Origin of the sequence: Kribbella sp. NBC_00709, from assembly GCF_036226565.1 — a bacterium.
Taxonomy (GTDB): domain Bacteria; phylum Actinomycetota; class Actinomycetes; order Propionibacteriales; family Kribbellaceae; genus Kribbella.
In genome coordinates, this window is record NZ_CP108996.1 from 341,131 (window position 1) to 356,238 (window position 15,108).

A 15,108-nucleotide genomic window follows, 5' to 3' on the forward strand; every position below is an offset into this window, starting at 1 on the left:
TTTAGAGCGTGCTCGAAGTCAATGAACGCGGGATCAGCATCGCCGAAGCCGCCGAACACACCGGCGTCAGCGTCCACACGCTCCGGTACTACGAACGCGCCGGCCTGGTCGTCACCACCGTCGACCGCACCGTCGGCGGGCGCCGTCGGTACCGCCAGATCGATCTGGACTGGATCAAGATCTGCACGAAGTTCCGCGCCACCGGGATGCCGATCCGCATGATCCGCCAGTACGCCGAGCTCGTCCTTGCCGGCCGCGGCAACGAGAAGGACCGCCTCGAGCTACTCGAGGCCCACCGCTCCGACGTACTCACCCAGCTCGCCGAGCTGCAGGAGAGCCTCGAGCTCATCGACCACAAGATCGACGTGTACCGGGGCCGGATGGAAGCCGGCGACGCCGATCAGCTGTGGGCGCCACGCGACTGACCCAGCCCACCCCCGCACCACGCCCCCGCACCACGCCCCCGCACCACGCCCCCGCACCACGCCCCCGCACCACGCCCCCGCACCACGCCCCCGCACCACGCCCCCGCACCACGCCCCCGCACCACGCCCCCGCACCACGCCCCCGCACCACGCCCCCGCACCACGCCCCCGCACCACGCCCCCGCACCACGCCCCCGCACCACGCCCCCGCACCACGCCCCCGCACCACGCCCCCGCACCACGCCCCCGCACCACGCCCCCGCACCACGCCCCCGCACCACGCCCCCGCACCACGCCCCCGCACCACGCCCCCCCCGCCCGCACCTCACCACCCGCCTGCACAACCTCGCCTAACCCCGCACCTCGGCAAGCCTCCGCCCCGTCTGCCCCCAACCAAGAACCCTCCTAGGCGCGTTTCAAAACCCTCCTAGGAGGATTTCCTGCCCTGAGCGGCGAGAAAACCTCCACCGTCGCCGGGCCGGGCCGCCGGGCCGGGCCGGGCCGCGGGGCCGGGCCGCGGGGCCGGGCCGCGGGGTTAGGCGAGGTTGTGCAGGCGGGTGGTGAGGAAGCGGCGTTCGGTTTCGTTGGCGGTGAGGGCTATCGCCGCGCGGTAGGCCTCGCCTGCCTCGTCGGGGCGCTCCAACCGGGTCAGGACATCGGCCCGGGTCGCCGGCAGATAGGCGTACGACGCCAGCGCGGGCTCCTTGCTCAGGGCATCCAACTCGGCGAGGACCAGGTCCAGGTCGGCGCCGGGCACCAGGCTGTGCGCGGCGGCCCGGTTCAGGGCGACGATCGGCGTCGGCCAGCTCACCATCATCGCGTCGTACATCCGGACCACCTGCCCCCAGTTCGTCCTCGACCAGGACGGCGCGGTCACGTGGAGCCCGGCCACCGCCGCCTGCAACGCGAACCGCCCCTGCCCCCGCTCCAGCGCTGCCGTCGCTCGCGACACCCCCTCCGCCAGCATCGGCGCATCCCACCGCGACCGGTCCTGATCCGCCAGCAGCACCAGCTCGCCGTCCGCACTGACCCGTGCGTCACCCCGCGCCTCGGTCATCAGCAGCAGCCCGAGTAGCGCCTGCGGCTCCGGCTCGTCCGGCATCAGACGCTCGAGCATCCGCGCCAGCCCGATCGCTCGCCCGGTCAGATCGGTCCTGGTCAACTCCGACCCGGCCGCCACATGCCCCGCCGTGTACACCAGATGCACGACGGTCAGCACAACATCCACCCGCGCCGGCAGCTCGTGGTCCGCCGGGATCCGGTACGGGATACCCGCCGCCGCGATCTTCTTCTTGGCCCGGGTGATCCGCGCGGCCGCCGTCGACTCGCTGATCAGCAGCACCGCCGCGACCTCGCGGGTCGTCAGTCCACAGATCAGCCTCAGGGTCAGCGCGACCTGCGACTCGCGCGCCAGCGCCGGGTGGCAGCAGGTGAACACCAGCCTCAGCGGGTCCGTCGGCTGCTCGACCTCGCCAGGCTCCTCGACCAGCAGCGGGAGCTTCCGCCACAGGTTCGTCTCCCGCCGCAGCCGATCCAGCGCCAGGCGGCGCGCCACCGTCGTCAGCCAGCCGCCCGGGTTCGCCGGGATCCCGTCCGGCCAGGTCCGCAACGCCTGGACGAAGGCGTCCTGCGTACAGTCCTCGGCCAGGTCGAGGTCCCGCGTCAGCCGCACGACCGACGCCAGGACCGTCGACCAGCTCTCCCGATGCGCCCGGTCGACGACCCGGGTCACCTCAACGGCTTCCGTCACGACTCCTCCCCCACGGGTACGCCGACCGGACGGAAGGCCGGCGTACCCGGTCGAGGCATGTCAGTCCTGCGGTCCGGAGTCGCCGGAGGTGTCCATCACCGGGCGGACCTCGACGTTGCCGGACGGGCAGATCTTGGCCAGCTCCAGCGCCTGGTCGAGATCGCGGGCCTCGATCACGTAGTACCCGCCGAGCGCCTCCTTGGTCTCGATGAACGGGCCGTCGGTGACCAGCGGCTCGGCGCCCTCGCGCTGCTTGACCGTGCTCGCGGTGGTGGACCGCTCGAGCGCCTCCCCGCCGAGGATCCGCGCCCCGGCCTTCTCCACCGCCTCGGCGAACGCCCCGTGCAGCTTCATCGCCTGCTGCCAGTCGTCCGGCGTGACGTTGTCGTACCACTCTTCGCTGTCGTACAGCAGGAACATGTACTGCGCCATCTCAGGCTCTCCCTCGGGTAGTTCTTGTACTGAACATCTTGCTGACGATCGCCGCCACACGGAATCGACAACACCGCGGAAGAATCTTCATTACTGTTGAGTACTGTGAGTTCGATGGAGCACTTGGACGTGCTGATCGTCGGTGCCGGCCTGTCCGGCATCGGCGCGGCGTACCGTCTGCAGACCCGTTGCCCGGATCGAACGTACGCCGTTCTCGAGGCGCGCGACGCCCTCGGCGGCACCTGGGACCTGTTCCGGTACCCGGGGGTGCGATCGGACTCGGACATGTTCACGCTCGGCTTCCCGTTCCACCCGTGGAAGGCGGCGAAGGCGATCGCGGACGGGCCGTCGATCCTCGACTACCTGCACGAGACCGCGTCGGCGTACGGCATCGACAAGCACATCCGCTTCGGCCAGCGCGTCGTCCGCGCCTCATGGTCGTCGTCGGACGCGCTGTGGACCGTGGAGACGGGGACTGGTTCTTACACGTGTTCGTTCCTCTACGTGTGCAGCGGGTACTACGACTACGACTCGGGGTATGTGGTCGACTTCGAGGGGCAGAGTTCGTTCGAGGGCCGGATCGTGCACCCGCAGCACTGGCCGTCCGACCTGGACTACACCGGGCAGCGAGTTGTCGTCATCGGCAGCGGCGCGACCGCGGTGACGCTCGTGCCCGCCATGGCCGGTACGGCGGAACACGTGACGATGCTGCAGCGAACGCCGAGCTACGTCGCCTCGCGTCCCGCCCGCGACGCATTCTCCGACCGCCTCCGCGCCGTACTGCCGGAGAACCTCGCGCACCGGTTGATCCGTGGGAAGAACGTTGCCGTGAGCACCGCGCTCTACAGTGCGTTCCGCAAGTGGCCGGCGCATGCCGCGTGGCTGCTCAACAGCACGGTGGCCAGGCAGCTCCCGGAGTCGATCCCGGTCGATCCGCACTTCACCCCGCAGTACAAACCGTGGGACCAGCGGCTGTGCCTGGTGCCGGACGCCGACCTGTTCAAGGCGTTGCACAACGGGTCGGCCTCGGTGGTCACCGACGAGATCGACCGGTTCACCCCGCACGGTCTGCTGTTGCGGTCCGGGCAGGAGCTGGAGGCCGATCTCGTCGTCACCGCGACCGGCCTCCGCATGGTTGCGCTCGGCAACATCCAGCTGACGGTGGACGGGCGGTCCGTCGAGCCGCACGACATGTTCGTCTACAAGGGCATGATGCTGAGCGGCGTACCGAACCTTGCCTGGTGCATCGGCTACACGAACAACTCCTGGACGCTGCGCTCCGACCTGACCTCGCAGTACGTCTGCCGGCTCCTCAACCACCTGACCGCCACCGGCACCCGCATCTGCATCCCCGAGGTCGACCAGGCCGAGTACGACGCCCCGCCGCGCCCGGTCGTCGACCTCTCCTCCGGCTACATCCGCCGCGCCGCCGCGATCCTTCCGCGCCAGGGCAGTCAGGGGCCCTGGCGCCTCCGGCAGAACTACCCGCGCGACCTGGTGTCGCTCCGCTTCAGCCCGGTCGACGACGGGGTCATGCAGTTCGTCTAGGAGATCGGCGCGGGCGGCTGCGGGCCGACGTACGTCGCGATCGGGCGGATGATCTTCGGGTCCTGGGCCTGTTCGAGGATGTTGGCGGACCAGCCGATGATGCGGCTGACGGCGAAGGTCGGCGTGAACATCGGGCGCGGGATGCCGCAGAGCTCCATCACGACGCCGGCGTAGAACTCGACGTTCGCGTAGAGGTTGCGGCCGGGCTTCAGCTCGGCGAGGACGTCGACGATGCGCTGCTCGACGGTGGTGGCGAAGTCGACCAGGTCGCCGCCGATACCGCGGGCGATGTCGCGCAGCATCAGCGACCGCGGGTCCTCGGTGCGGTAGACCGCGTGCCCGAAGCCCATGATCCGGTCGCCGGCGGACACCTTCGCGCGGACCCAGGCGTCGATGCGGTCCGGCGTACCGATCTCGTCGAGGCTGGCCAGAGCGCGGTCCGGGGCGCCGCCGTGCAGCGGGCCGGAGAACGCGCCGATCGCGCCGGCCACGGCCGAGACGACGTCAGCGCCGGTGGAGGCGATCACCCGCGCGGTGAACGTGGACGCGTTGAAGCCGTGGTCCACGGTCGAGACGAGGTAATGCTCGACCGCAGTCACGTGTACGGCGGTCGGCTCGGTGCCCGTGACCAGGTAGAGCCAGTTCGCTGCCGCCGACAGGTCGGCGCGGGGCTCCAACGGCTGCTGGCCTTCGCGCAGCCGGTAGAGGGCCGCGAGGATCGTCGGGGTGACCGCGCAGACCAGCATCGCGTCGGCCTTGCGGCGGGCCGCGTCGACATCCCAGAGCGGCGGCAGGCCCCGGACCGCCGCCAGGAGCGACAGGGCGGTGCGGAGACCGGCGAGCGGGTTGAACTTCGCCCCGGCATTCGCGATCGCGGGCAGGACCGCGGTGACCTCGTCGGGCAGGACCCGCAGCGGCGCGAGCTCGGCGACGAACCGGTCGCGTTCGGCGTCGGTCGGGAGGTGGCCCTCGAACATCAGGTACCAGACGTCTTCGAGCGTCTTCGACTTGGCGAGATCGATCGCCGAGTACTGGCGGTAGTGGTAGAACCCCTCGTCACCACGGACGTCGCCGAGGGTCGTCTCGGTGACGACGACGTTGCGCAGACCGGGCGGAACATTGATCGTTGTTGACATATCTTCAGAGTTGACACGCAATCAACTATTGTCAATATTGATCCAGTCAATGTGAATGGCTCGAGGAGCGGGGATGACGGCCGAAGGTGACGAGAATTACCTGACCACCGCGGAGGTCGCGCGCCGGCTGCAGGTCAAGCCGGAGACGATCTACGCGTACGTCAGCCGCGGCCTCCTGACCAGCATCCGAGCCCGCGGCCGCCGCGGCAGCCTCTTCTCCACCACCGAGGTCGACCGCCTGGCCAGCCGCTCCGTCGACCACTCCGGCGTAGTAGAACGCATCGAATCCGAACTAACCCTCCTCCAGCACGACGAGCTCTACTACCGAGGCCACCCCGCAAGCTCCCTGGCCACCAGTTGGACGGTCGAACAAGTAGCCAACCTCCTGTGGACCGGCGAGGCCCCGCCTCAGCCATCGACGACCGCCGACGGCTCTGCCGCGGCGGGGTTCGCGGTGACGCGGGAGGGGGTGAAGCTGGCCCGGGCGGCGATTGCCGTGGCGCCGGATACCGCGCGGCTGACCGACCGCTTGCGGGTTGCGGTGGCTGTGCTCGGGGCCGCCGATCCGTTGCGGTTCGACCTGTCGGTTCCCGCGGTGACTGCTGCAGCCGGCCAGCTGATCGAGACCTTGGTGACCGCGCTGCCCGGTGACTACGTGGCCGCCGGCGCGACCCTCGGCGCACGTCTGTGGCCCAAGCTCTCCGACGAACCGCCACGGGCGGAGGTGCTTGATGCGGCGCTCATCCTGCTGGCCGACCACGGGCTGGCGGTGTCGACCGTCGCCGCGCGGGTCGCCGCCAGTGCGCGCGCGAACCTGTACGCCGTCATCTCCGCCGGGCTCGGTGCGCTCGACGGGCAGTACCACGGTGCTGCGCCGACCCTCGCGTACGAGTTCCTCCGGCGAGCACAGCAGGATCCGCTGAAGGCCCTGTCGGACCAGTTGCGGTCAGGCGAACCGATCCCCGGTTTTGGTCACCGGATCTACGAGCACCGCGACCCACGCGCCGAAGTACTCCTCGAACTGCTCGGTGACCACCCGATCGTCGGCACGATCGCCGCGATCTCCGAGCGCAGCCCGACGTTCCCGAACAGCGATCTCGCCATCGCGGCGATCATGCACGCCTACAACTTCCGCCCCGACGCCGGCGACGCGCTGTTCGCCATCGCCCGGATGATCGGCTGGACCGCGCACGCCCTCGAGGAGTACGCGGCCCCGGCCCTCCGCTTCCGCGCGATGGGCATCTACACCGGCCAAACGACCTGACTACTTCGCGCCGAGCTTGATCAGCGTCGCCGCACCGGGAGCCAGGCTGACCGGGACAGGTCCGACCCGCTGCGAGACGTACTTCTGCTTGGCCGGCTGGAACACCCCGACCGACCCAACCGTCTGCTCATTGACCGCGACGACCGCACGAGCCCGCGCGCTGTGCGAGCGGTTCGCAACCAACAGCCAGCGATCACCCGACGCCGCGTCCCGCGACCGGAAGGTGCTCACGACAACCGAGTTCCCGGAGACCGCCGACACCAGATTGGTCGGCGTGAACCCGACAGCGCCGTTCGGCAGCGGAGTCTCGTTGGCGTGCACAACGGACTCGGACACGAGCGGCTTGACCTCGCGCCCGACCTGATGCAGCCACGTCGTGTTGATCTGCTTCGCGGCGTCGTACCGCGGGGTCCGTTTGCCGTCGACCGTGATCAGCGCCGGGCCGAAACCTTCACCACGAGCAGCTTCCGGCGTCCAGTACGTGAAGTACTGGATGCCCTTCGCGCCGTACGCGAGGCTGATGTTGACCTGCCAGAGCAACTCGGCCGCGGTCGGCTCGCGATGGTTGTTGTAGGCAAGCGTCTGGATGTACGTCCAGGCCGGGATATCGCCGTGCAGGGCGGCATCCCGGACGATCGCCCAGTTGTGGAAGTAGTTCTCGTCCTCGCGCCCCTCGGACAGCAGCGGGTACCGGTCGAAGGAGATCAGCGACGGCTTCACCACGTCGACGAAGTTGCGGTAGTACGTCGCGTCGTCGGACGGCAGCAGGTTGATGTACGGCAGCAACTGCGGCGCCAGCTCACGCGAGATCGCGAGCGCCTTCGCCAGTGTCGCGAACCAGCCCGCGCCGGGTTCGTCGTAGAAGTTGAAGCCGGCCAGCGACGAGTACGGTCCGTACGCGTCGCGTGCCCGGACGTACAGCGCACTGGCCTCGGCCGGCGTGACGCTGAGGAAGTCGGTGGTGGTGTCGGAGATCGAGAACCAGCGGGACATGTTGCGGATCTGGATGTCGTCCGAGATCAGCATCTTCAGGCCGGCGTCGCGGGCCAGGCCGAGCTGGTACTGGAAGATGTTGCCGTCGCCTGCGTAGTTGCCGGAGACAATGAAATCGAACCCGGCGGTCCTGATCTCCGCGAACCGCTGGGCCGTGCTCGCGTACGGGTGCGGCGGCCAGAACAACCCGATCGGGAAGTCGGGCCCACCGGTCAACGGCAACGTGTCCGGCGACGGTACGGCGACGTCGGCCGGCACCGCACCACCCGCTGCGGACGCCGAGGTCGCCGAGGCGCCGGCGGTGGTGGCGGATGCGGTGGTCGCGGAGGTGGCAGTTGCGGCGGCCGCGGTGAGGGCGGTGGCGCCGGCGCCGAGGAGCAGACTGCGGCGGCTGGGGCCGAGGATCTGGTGCGGGCTCTGCATGGTTCTCCTTCGGAAGGCGGTCGAACGGAGCGAGGGGCAGAAGTTCAGGACGCTGCTGGCACCACGCCTCCGGCGCGGCGAATCATGGGGCGGCGGATCATGGGCGGGAGCTCATGTCCGCCGGCGGTGGTCGGCGACCGCCTCGGCGGTGGCGTCGAAGGCCTGCTCGGCCAGCGGGTAGTCGCGTTGGGCCACGCCGAGGTACAGCGCATCCAGCACGATCATCTGGGCGTGCCGGCCGGACAGTCCCCCGGTCCGGAACGTGACGTCGCGGGCGGCCGTGACCAGCACGATGTCCGCGGCCTGCGCCAGCGGCGAGCGCGGATAGTTGGTGATGGCAACAGTCGTCGCCCCTTGCCGGCCGGCCCGGGTCACCGGTTCGAGTACTTCGAGCGTCTCGCCGCTGTGGGAGATCCCGATCGCGACATCGCCCGTCCCGAGCAGGGCCGAGCTGGCCAGCGCGGTGTGGACGTCGCTCCAGCTGCTCGCGCTGCGCCCGATCCGGTGCAGCCGTAATCGCAGGTCCTCGGCCACTGCCGCCGACCCCGCCACGGCGTACAGATCGATCCGCCGCGCATCCGAGATCGCACGGACCGCGCGGCCGAGCGCATCGACGTCCAGCGACGCGACGGTGTCCTCGAGCGCGCGCGTGTCGGCGCGCAGCAAGGTCCGGAGTACGTCGTCGAGGGAGTCGTCCGGACCGACCTCGGACCCGGTCCCGCGCTCCCAGCTGAGACTGGTCCGGCCACTCTCGGCCGCCAGCGTGAGCCGCAGCTCGGCGTACCCGGACAACCCGAGTGCGAGGCAGAAGCGGGTGACGCTCGGCAGCGACGTACCGCACCGGGCCGCCAGCTGGCCGATCGTCGACCCCGCGACCGCCGCCGGATCCCGCAGTACTTCGGCGGCGATCCGGGCCTGCGCCGGACTCAACGCCGGCAGCAGGCCGTGGATGCGCGCCTCGAGACTCGGCGGCGGCGACGCGACAGCGCTCATGTGAAGAATTCTCAGAGCACCTCGGCATCAATTACAAGAATTCACACTGTCCGATTCCGGCCACCTAACTCATCCCAGGCTCACCCCGCGCTCATCCGCCGGATAGTGAACTGGTCAGACCAGCCACCCGCGAGCAGCACATCGATCCGCCCGCTCAGCACATACGTCCCGTACGGCGTGATCACGGCCGTCGTCGGACCGGACACCGGCCACGGCTCGACCGACCGAACCTGCGCGGTCCGGTAGTTGTCGCGGCTGCTCAGCACGGTCGCCCGCTCGACACCGGCCGCACCGAGCTTGTTCGTGATCGCGACCAGCCGCCCGTCCCGCCTCATCGCGAGACCGTCGCCACCGACCAGTGCACTGGTCAGACCAGTAGTACTGAGTTCACCGCGCGGCGAGATCCGGAACAGCGTGCCGGTGTCGTAGCGAACGGTGAGCAGATACCCGGCCGGGTGCCACACGATGCCGTTGGCCCCGATCGTGTCGCTGCGCAGCCGCTCGTCGCGGACCAGAACCGAGGCCGCGCCGGACGGCGTCACCTTGTAGATCGCGTCCCCCGCCGGGTCGGTGACGTAGGCATTGCCCACGGCATCGATCGCGAGATCGTTCACCCCGTGGAGACCGCCGGCCGGGTTCAGCCGCGGGGTGTTCAGGTCGACCCTGCGCTCGAGCCGGCCGGTGCGCAGGTTGTAGATCGCGACGCCGGACTGCTTGTAGAGCGTGGCGTCCGACGTTCGCTCGCCGTTGCCGATGTCGGCGTACGTGACGAGCACACGGTTGCGAACGGCATCGACATGCAGGCCGAAGGTGGACACCCCGGGCGCGACGCCGAACGGATGCGGCACGCCGTCGAACCCGACTACGGAGATCCGGCCGGTGGCCAGCGAGCCGATCAGGAACGCCCGCCGGGTCGGGTCCCAGGCGATCCCCTCCGGGTACTTGTCAGCGGTCCGGCCGTCGATCCCGGCCTGCCCGCGCAGCTGAACAGAAGCCGCCACGGGCACCGCCGACGCCGTCGCCGGCAGGGCGAGCGGCAGCGTGGCCGGCAGTGCGGCGGTCAGCGCCAGCAGCCCTGCCCCCAGCACACGAAACTTCATCGAGAACCCCTCCTCCGAATGGATACGAGCACAGAGACTAATCAGAGTTCTGATGGTCGTCAATGTATATATATTCGCCGCGGTTCGTAGGATGGTCCGCATGCGGATGTCCTTCGACGAACGGCTCGGCAGTCACTTCAAGCGGGTCGAGCAGGAGCTGCAGGCGGCGAAGTCGGCCGCGGTGAAGCCGGCCGGGCTCACCGTGCCGCAGTACGCCGCCCTGTTCGTGCTGGACGAGCAGCCGGGGATCTCCGCCGCCGAGCTGGCGCGCCGCTGTCTGGTCACGCCACAGACGATGACGACGATCCTGCGCAATCTGGAGGCAGCCGGCCTGATCGAGCGCACGCCGCATCCGCTGCACAAGCACGTGATCGAGACCCGCCCGACCACGGCGGGCCGCAAGGCCCTCGAGCAGGCGGACAAGCGGGCCGTCGGCGTCGAGCGCCGACTGGCCGCAGCGTTCAGCGAGGAGGAGGCGGAGACCCTCCGCGCCCTCCTCGCCCGGGTCTCCGAGACCCTGACGACAGACCCGATCCTGAAGAGCTAGGACCGGGCCGGACGAGGGCTAGAAGAGCGCAGCCATCAGGCGCCGGCGAGCCTTGATCACCCGCTCGTCGTCGGCACCGACGACCTCGAACAGCTCGAGCAGGTGCAGCCGGACGGTGTTCCGGTCGTCGCCCGCGGTCGCCTGGACCGTGCTGATCAGGCGGGCGAAGGCGTCGTCGACATGCCCGCCCATCAGATCGACGTCGGCGACCAGCAGCTGCGCCTCGACGTCGGTCGGGTTGTCGGCCGCACGCGTCCGGACATCGGCCGGCACGTCCTGGGTCCGCTTCACCAGCTGCACCCGGGCCAGCCCGGACTTCGCCTCGGCGTCGCCCGGCGTCTCCTTGAGCAGCTCCTCGTACGCCGCGATCGCGCCGTCCAGGTCGCCCGCGCCGAGCGCGTTCTCCGCCTTCTCGTACCGCGGGTTCGGCGGCGGCTCCTCCGCCGACTCGGCGTCGGGGGCGGCCGGACCGACCGGCTCGGCGCGCCCGGTGATGCCGTTCGCGACCGCGACGGTAAGCAGCTGGTCGAGGTACTGCCGGACCTCCGGCTCACCCAGGACACCCTGGAACAGCGGGACCGGCTGACCGCGCAGGATCGCGATCACCACAGGCACCGCCTGGACGCCGAACGCCTGGGCCACCTGCGGGTTCGCGTCGACGTCGATCCGGGCCAGCAAGAACTTCCCGGCGTACTCCGTCGACAGCTGGATCAGCACCGCGCCGAGGGCGTTCGAGCCCTGCGAGCGCGGCGACCACAGCTCGACCACCACCGGCGCCTGGAGGCTGCGCTCGATCACGTCGGCCTGGAAGTTCGCCTCGCCGACGTTCAGCACGTACGCGCCGCCGGCAGCACCAGCCGGGGCACCAGGACCGCCGGCAGCACCCGGCGCACCGGGCGCGGCCCCGGCGGGCTTGCGCAGGGCCGACAGGTCGATCGCCCCGGGACGGGAGAAGTTGGACTGGCTCACCACTGTCCTCGCATTCCGTACGCACTACATACGTTCACATCTCTATCCTCTACGACGAGGCCGAACTCTGCTGCGGCCGGGTCGTCATCAGCAGTCGCGCCAGCCCGCTCCGGGTCCCCGCGACCGCGATCCGGTCCCCCGCCCGGAGCTCCCGCTCCGCCGCCGGGACCCGCCCTCCCGGCCGATCTTCCCGCTCGGAGGCCGGCCCGCGGCCGTTGGCCCGGAGTTCGCGGCCGGACGTCGGACTCCAGTCCCAGGCTTCGCCCAGATCCTGCCTGGCCAGCACCCGCAGTCCGCCTGCCTCGTCCAGCTCCCCCATCCGTTTCCCGACCGCGATCGAGCCGGGCTCGACCGCGACCTCGGTGAGCAGCAGGACGCGCCGACCAGCAGGGATCGTCACCTGGCTGCGCCGGTTCGCGACTGCGGCGGCGACCGCCGGTGCGACCAGCATCGACACCGACCGGCTGTGGCCGAGGCCGAGCCGGCGCTCGACCCGTTGTGCCAGGTCGTGGTCGAACATCCGCATCGTGATCCAGGCATCCGGGTTCAGGTCCCGGGCCATGATCGCCGACTCCAGGTTGGTGATGTCGCCGTCGGTGATCGCGAGTACGGACTGGCACCGCTGGACGCCGGCCGACCGCAGCGTCTCCTCGTTGCTGCTGTCGCCGACCACCACCGGGATCCGCAACCGGTGCGCCGTCTGTATGCCGGGCGCCTCGTCGTCCTGGTCGACCCCGACCACCGCGACGCCCCGCTCGGTGAGGATCTCGAGCACCCGCGACCCGACCGTACCGAGGCCGCAGACCACCACGTGGTTGCGCGGCCGGCCACGGACACCGCCGATGATCCGCGACAGCCGCGCACCGATCAGCGAGTCGACCACGACCGCGGTCAGCAGCGCCATCAGCACGATCCCGGTGAGCTGGACCAGCACCGCGCTGACCTTCACCCACGGCTGCGCGTCGTTGAACTTGTCGTCGTCGATACCGGCCGACGTCACCACACCGGCCGCGAGGTACAGCGCACGCCACCACTCGATCTCGCCGAAGAAGTGGATGATCGCCGTACCGGCCAGGATCAGGAACGCCATCACCGCGGCGATCTTGCGGACCCGGGTGTCGAGGATGTCGCGCAGCGCCATGAACCAGCCGGCCGGACGGACGTCGCGACTGCGCCAGACCGTCCGTACGCCGGTGCCCAGCACGATGTCGCCCTCGGGATCGGAGCTGGACAACGGCAGCAGGTCCGGCGTGGCGGACGAGCTGGTGTCCGCGAGCACGGTCAGGTGCGGCTCCCGGATCAGGTCGGCCTGACCGGCCACCAGCCGACGGCCACCGAGGTCCAGCCAGGTCAGCTCGTCGTCCTCCAATGCATCCGCCACGAACGCGGGCGCGGCCAGCGACGGCCCGTTGATCACCACGCAGTCGCCGAGCAGGCTGTTCATCTGCTTGCCCAGCCGCGGGTTGACCATCTGTACGACGATCCGCAGCTCCGGATCCATGTCGCGTGCGGTCAGCGCCGTGTGCACGTTGTGGACGTCGTCGGTGTCCAGCAGGACCAGAGCACGCGCAGTCGACGGCGACCCGTCGTCGGCAGCGTCGATCCCGGCCCGCCGCAGCAGCGACTCGCTGATCACCCGCGCGCCCATCACGGTCGCGCCCAGCTCGCTGATCCGGTCGTAGTGACGCGAGTCGGGATTGACGATCGCGGTCACCCGTTCGCCCGAGCTCACCAGCTCGGTGACGACCCGGAGCATCGTGCGATCCGAGCCGCAGACCACCACTCGTCGCCCGTCGGACGGACCGGACGTGCCGCCGCCCGTCGTGGACCGCTCGGGCGGTGGCGGCTCCTCAGAATCGGGCCGGCTCTCGGTACTCTCCCCACTGTTCCCGAAGAACGTGACAGATTTCCCCCATCGTGGCCTCCGCACGCACTGCCTCCAGCATGGGCTCGATCAGGTTGCCAGTGCCGCTGGCCGCCTCCACCAGAGCCGTTAGCGTACGCCGTACCTGGTCCTCGTCACGGAGTGTCTTGCGTTCCGCGAGGGCCCGGCACTGCTCGATCTCGACCTCGTGCGAGACCCGGAGGATCTCCAGGTCGCCGGACACCGTGTCGGTGAGCGTGTTGACGCCGACGATCTTCTTCTCGCCCTTCTCGAGCTTCTGCTGGTAGTCGAAGGCGGCGTCGGCGATCTCGGCCATGAACCAGCCGTCCTCGATCCCGCGCAGGATGCCGCCGGTCATCGTCTCGTCCGGGCTCATCTCCTTGATCCGGGCGAAGATCTGCTCGGCCTCGGCCTCGATCTGATCGGTGAGCGCCTCGACGAACCAGGATCCGCCGAGCGGGTCGGCGACGTTGGTGACCCCGACCTCCTCCATCAGCACCGACTGCGTGCGCAGCGCGATCTCCGCGGACTCCGCGGTCGGCAGCGCGAGCGTCTCGTCGAGCGCGTTGGTGTGCAGCGAGTTCGTCCCGCCGAGCACCGCGGCCAGTGCCTCGACGGCCGTCCGTACGACGTTGTTGACCGGCTGCTGCGCGGTCAGGGACACGCCCGCCGTCTGGGTGTGGAAGCGCAGCGACTGGGCCTTCTCGGTCTTGGCGCCGTACACGTCGCGCAGCCAGCGGGCCCAGATCCGGCGGGCCGCACGGAACTTCGCGATCTCCTCGAAGAAGTCCAGGTGGCTGTCGAAGAAGAACGACAGGCCGGGCGCGAACACGTCGACGTCGAGCCCGCGGGACAGCCCGAGCTCGACGTACCCGAATCCGTCGGCCAGCGTGTACGCGAGCTCCTGCGCGGCCGTCGAGCCCGCCTCGCGGATGTGGTACCCGGAGACGCTGAGCGGCTTGTACGCCGGGATCGTGGTCGCGCAGTACTCCATCAGGTCGCCGATCAGGCGCAGATGGGGCTCCGGCGGGAACAGCCACTCCTTCTGCGCGATGTACTCCTTGAAGATGTCGGTCTGCAGCGTCCCGTTGAGCTTGGTGATGTCAGCGCCCTGGCGCTCGGCCGACACCAGGTACATACAGAACGCCGGTACGGCGGGGCCGGAGATCGTCATCGACGTGGTGACGTCCTGCAGCGGGATGTCCTTGAACAGCCGGTCCATGTCGGCGGCCGAGTCGATCGCGACGCCGCAGTGGCCGACCTCGCCGAGCGACTTCGGGTCGTCGGAGTCGCGGCCCATCAGCGTCGGCATGTCGAACGCGACCGACAGGCCGCCGCCACCGCCGTTGAGGATCATCCGGTACCGCTCGTTGGTCTGCTCGGCGTTGCCGAAGCCGGCGAACTGGCGGATCGTCCAGGTCCGGCCGCGGTAGCCGGTCGGATACAGCCCGCGGGTGAACGGGAACTCGCCCGGCCAGCCGATCCGCTCCATCCGCGGGTCCTCGACCCCCTCGGGAGGCCCGTACACCGGCTCGACCTCGGTGCCGGACAGCGTGGTGAAGTCCGCCTCCCGCTTCCGCGCCGCGTCGTACCGCTGCTGCCACCGGCTCCGGCCGGCCGCAATCCGCTCGGCATCCATCAGT

Annotated in this window: 13 protein-coding genes; 4 read left to right on the forward strand and 9 right to left on the reverse strand. The window is 70.0% G+C overall.

The window, feature by feature from the left end; genetic code table 11:
* Window positions 1–8 precede the first annotated feature (8 nt).
* Window positions 9–425, forward strand: a complete 417-nt coding sequence (locus OHA18_RS01650; protein ID WP_329001674.1) for a MerR family transcriptional regulator — start codon at window positions 9–11, stop codon at window positions 423–425.
* 535 nt (window positions 426–960) lie between these two features.
* On the opposite strand, the gene OHA18_RS01655 is transcribed toward OHA18_RS01650, so the two are convergent.
* Together OHA18_RS01655 and OHA18_RS01660 are read right to left on the reverse strand one after the other, a co-directional pair.
* Complete coding sequence (locus OHA18_RS01655) at window positions 961–2,175, reverse strand: RNA polymerase sigma factor (RefSeq protein ID WP_329001675.1); 1,215 nt, start codon at window positions 2,173–2,175, stop codon at window positions 961–963.
* Between the two features lie 60 nt (window positions 2,176–2,235).
* A complete protein-coding gene (locus OHA18_RS01660; protein WP_329001676.1) occupies window positions 2,236–2,607 on the reverse strand; it encodes a YciI family protein in 372 nt (123 codons plus the stop codon).
* A gap of 114 nt (window positions 2,608–2,721) precedes the next feature.
* Between OHA18_RS01660 and OHA18_RS01665 the strand changes: the two genes are divergently transcribed.
* The gene (locus tag OHA18_RS01665; protein ID WP_329001678.1) at window positions 2,722–4,155 is read left to right on the forward strand and encodes a flavin-containing monooxygenase; all 1,434 of its coding nucleotides are present in this window, start codon (window positions 2,722–2,724) and stop codon (window positions 4,153–4,155) included.
* On the opposite strand, the gene OHA18_RS01670 is transcribed toward OHA18_RS01665, so the two are convergent.
* The gene (locus OHA18_RS01670) at window positions 4,152–5,291 is read right to left on the reverse strand and encodes a citrate/2-methylcitrate synthase (RefSeq protein WP_329001679.1); all 1,140 of its coding nucleotides are present in this window, start codon (window positions 5,289–5,291) and stop codon (window positions 4,152–4,154) included. The genes OHA18_RS01665 and OHA18_RS01670 overlap by 4 nt on opposite strands.
* Window positions 5,292–5,364: 73 nt before the next feature.
* Here OHA18_RS01670 and OHA18_RS01675 point away from each other — a divergent pair, with 73 nt between their 5' ends.
* A complete protein-coding gene (locus OHA18_RS01675; RefSeq protein WP_329001680.1) occupies window positions 5,365–6,555 on the forward strand; it encodes a citrate/2-methylcitrate synthase in 1,191 nt (396 codons plus the stop codon).
* Here OHA18_RS01675 and OHA18_RS01680 read toward each other — a convergent pair whose 3' ends face one another.
* The 3 genes from OHA18_RS01680 to OHA18_RS01690 all read right to left on the reverse strand — a co-directional run bounded on the left by OHA18_RS01680 (window position 6,556) and on the right by OHA18_RS01690 (window position 10,064).
* A complete protein-coding gene (locus tag OHA18_RS01680; protein ID WP_329001681.1) occupies window positions 6,556–7,971 on the reverse strand; it encodes a hypothetical protein in 1,416 nt (471 codons plus the stop codon).
* A 111-nt stretch (window positions 7,972–8,082) separates the two neighbouring features.
* Window positions 8,083–8,964 carry a MurR/RpiR family transcriptional regulator gene (locus tag OHA18_RS01685; RefSeq protein WP_329001682.1) on the reverse strand — a complete coding sequence of 294 codons (882 nt, stop codon included), beginning with the start codon at window positions 8,962–8,964 and terminating at the stop codon, window positions 8,083–8,085.
* Window positions 8,965–9,044: 80 nt separating this feature from the next.
* Entirely contained in the window at window positions 9,045–10,064 is a 1,020-nt protein-coding gene (locus tag OHA18_RS01690; protein WP_329001683.1) for a hypothetical protein, read from the reverse strand.
* Between the two features lie 100 nt (window positions 10,065–10,164).
* Here OHA18_RS01690 and OHA18_RS01695 point away from each other — a divergent pair, with 100 nt between their 5' ends.
* Window positions 10,165–10,611: a MarR family winged helix-turn-helix transcriptional regulator gene (locus OHA18_RS01695; RefSeq protein ID WP_329001685.1), complete on the forward strand. Its 447-nt coding sequence runs from the start codon at window positions 10,165–10,167 to the stop codon at window positions 10,609–10,611.
* An 18-nt stretch (window positions 10,612–10,629) separates the two neighbouring features.
* Here the strand turns inward: OHA18_RS01695 and OHA18_RS01700 are convergent, their stop codons facing one another.
* Genes OHA18_RS01700 through OHA18_RS01710 form a run of 3 tightly spaced genes read right to left on the reverse strand, consistent with a single transcriptional unit; the run spans window position 10,630 to window position 15,104 of the window.
* Window positions 10,630–11,580, reverse strand: coding sequence for a tetratricopeptide repeat protein (locus OHA18_RS01700; protein WP_329001687.1), 951 nt, complete (start codon window positions 11,578–11,580; stop codon window positions 10,630–10,632).
* Window positions 11,581–11,629: 49 nt separating this feature from the next.
* On the reverse strand, window positions 11,630–13,510 hold the full coding sequence (locus OHA18_RS01705; protein WP_329001689.1) for an NAD-binding protein: 1,881 nt from the start codon (window positions 13,508–13,510) through the stop codon (window positions 11,630–11,632).
* Entirely contained in the window at window positions 13,431–15,104 is a 1,674-nt protein-coding gene (locus OHA18_RS01710) for an acyl-CoA mutase large subunit family protein (protein WP_329001690.1), read from the reverse strand. The genes OHA18_RS01705 and OHA18_RS01710 overlap by 80 nt, the downstream gene beginning before the upstream one ends.
* Between the last annotated feature and the right edge of the window lie 4 nt (window positions 15,105–15,108).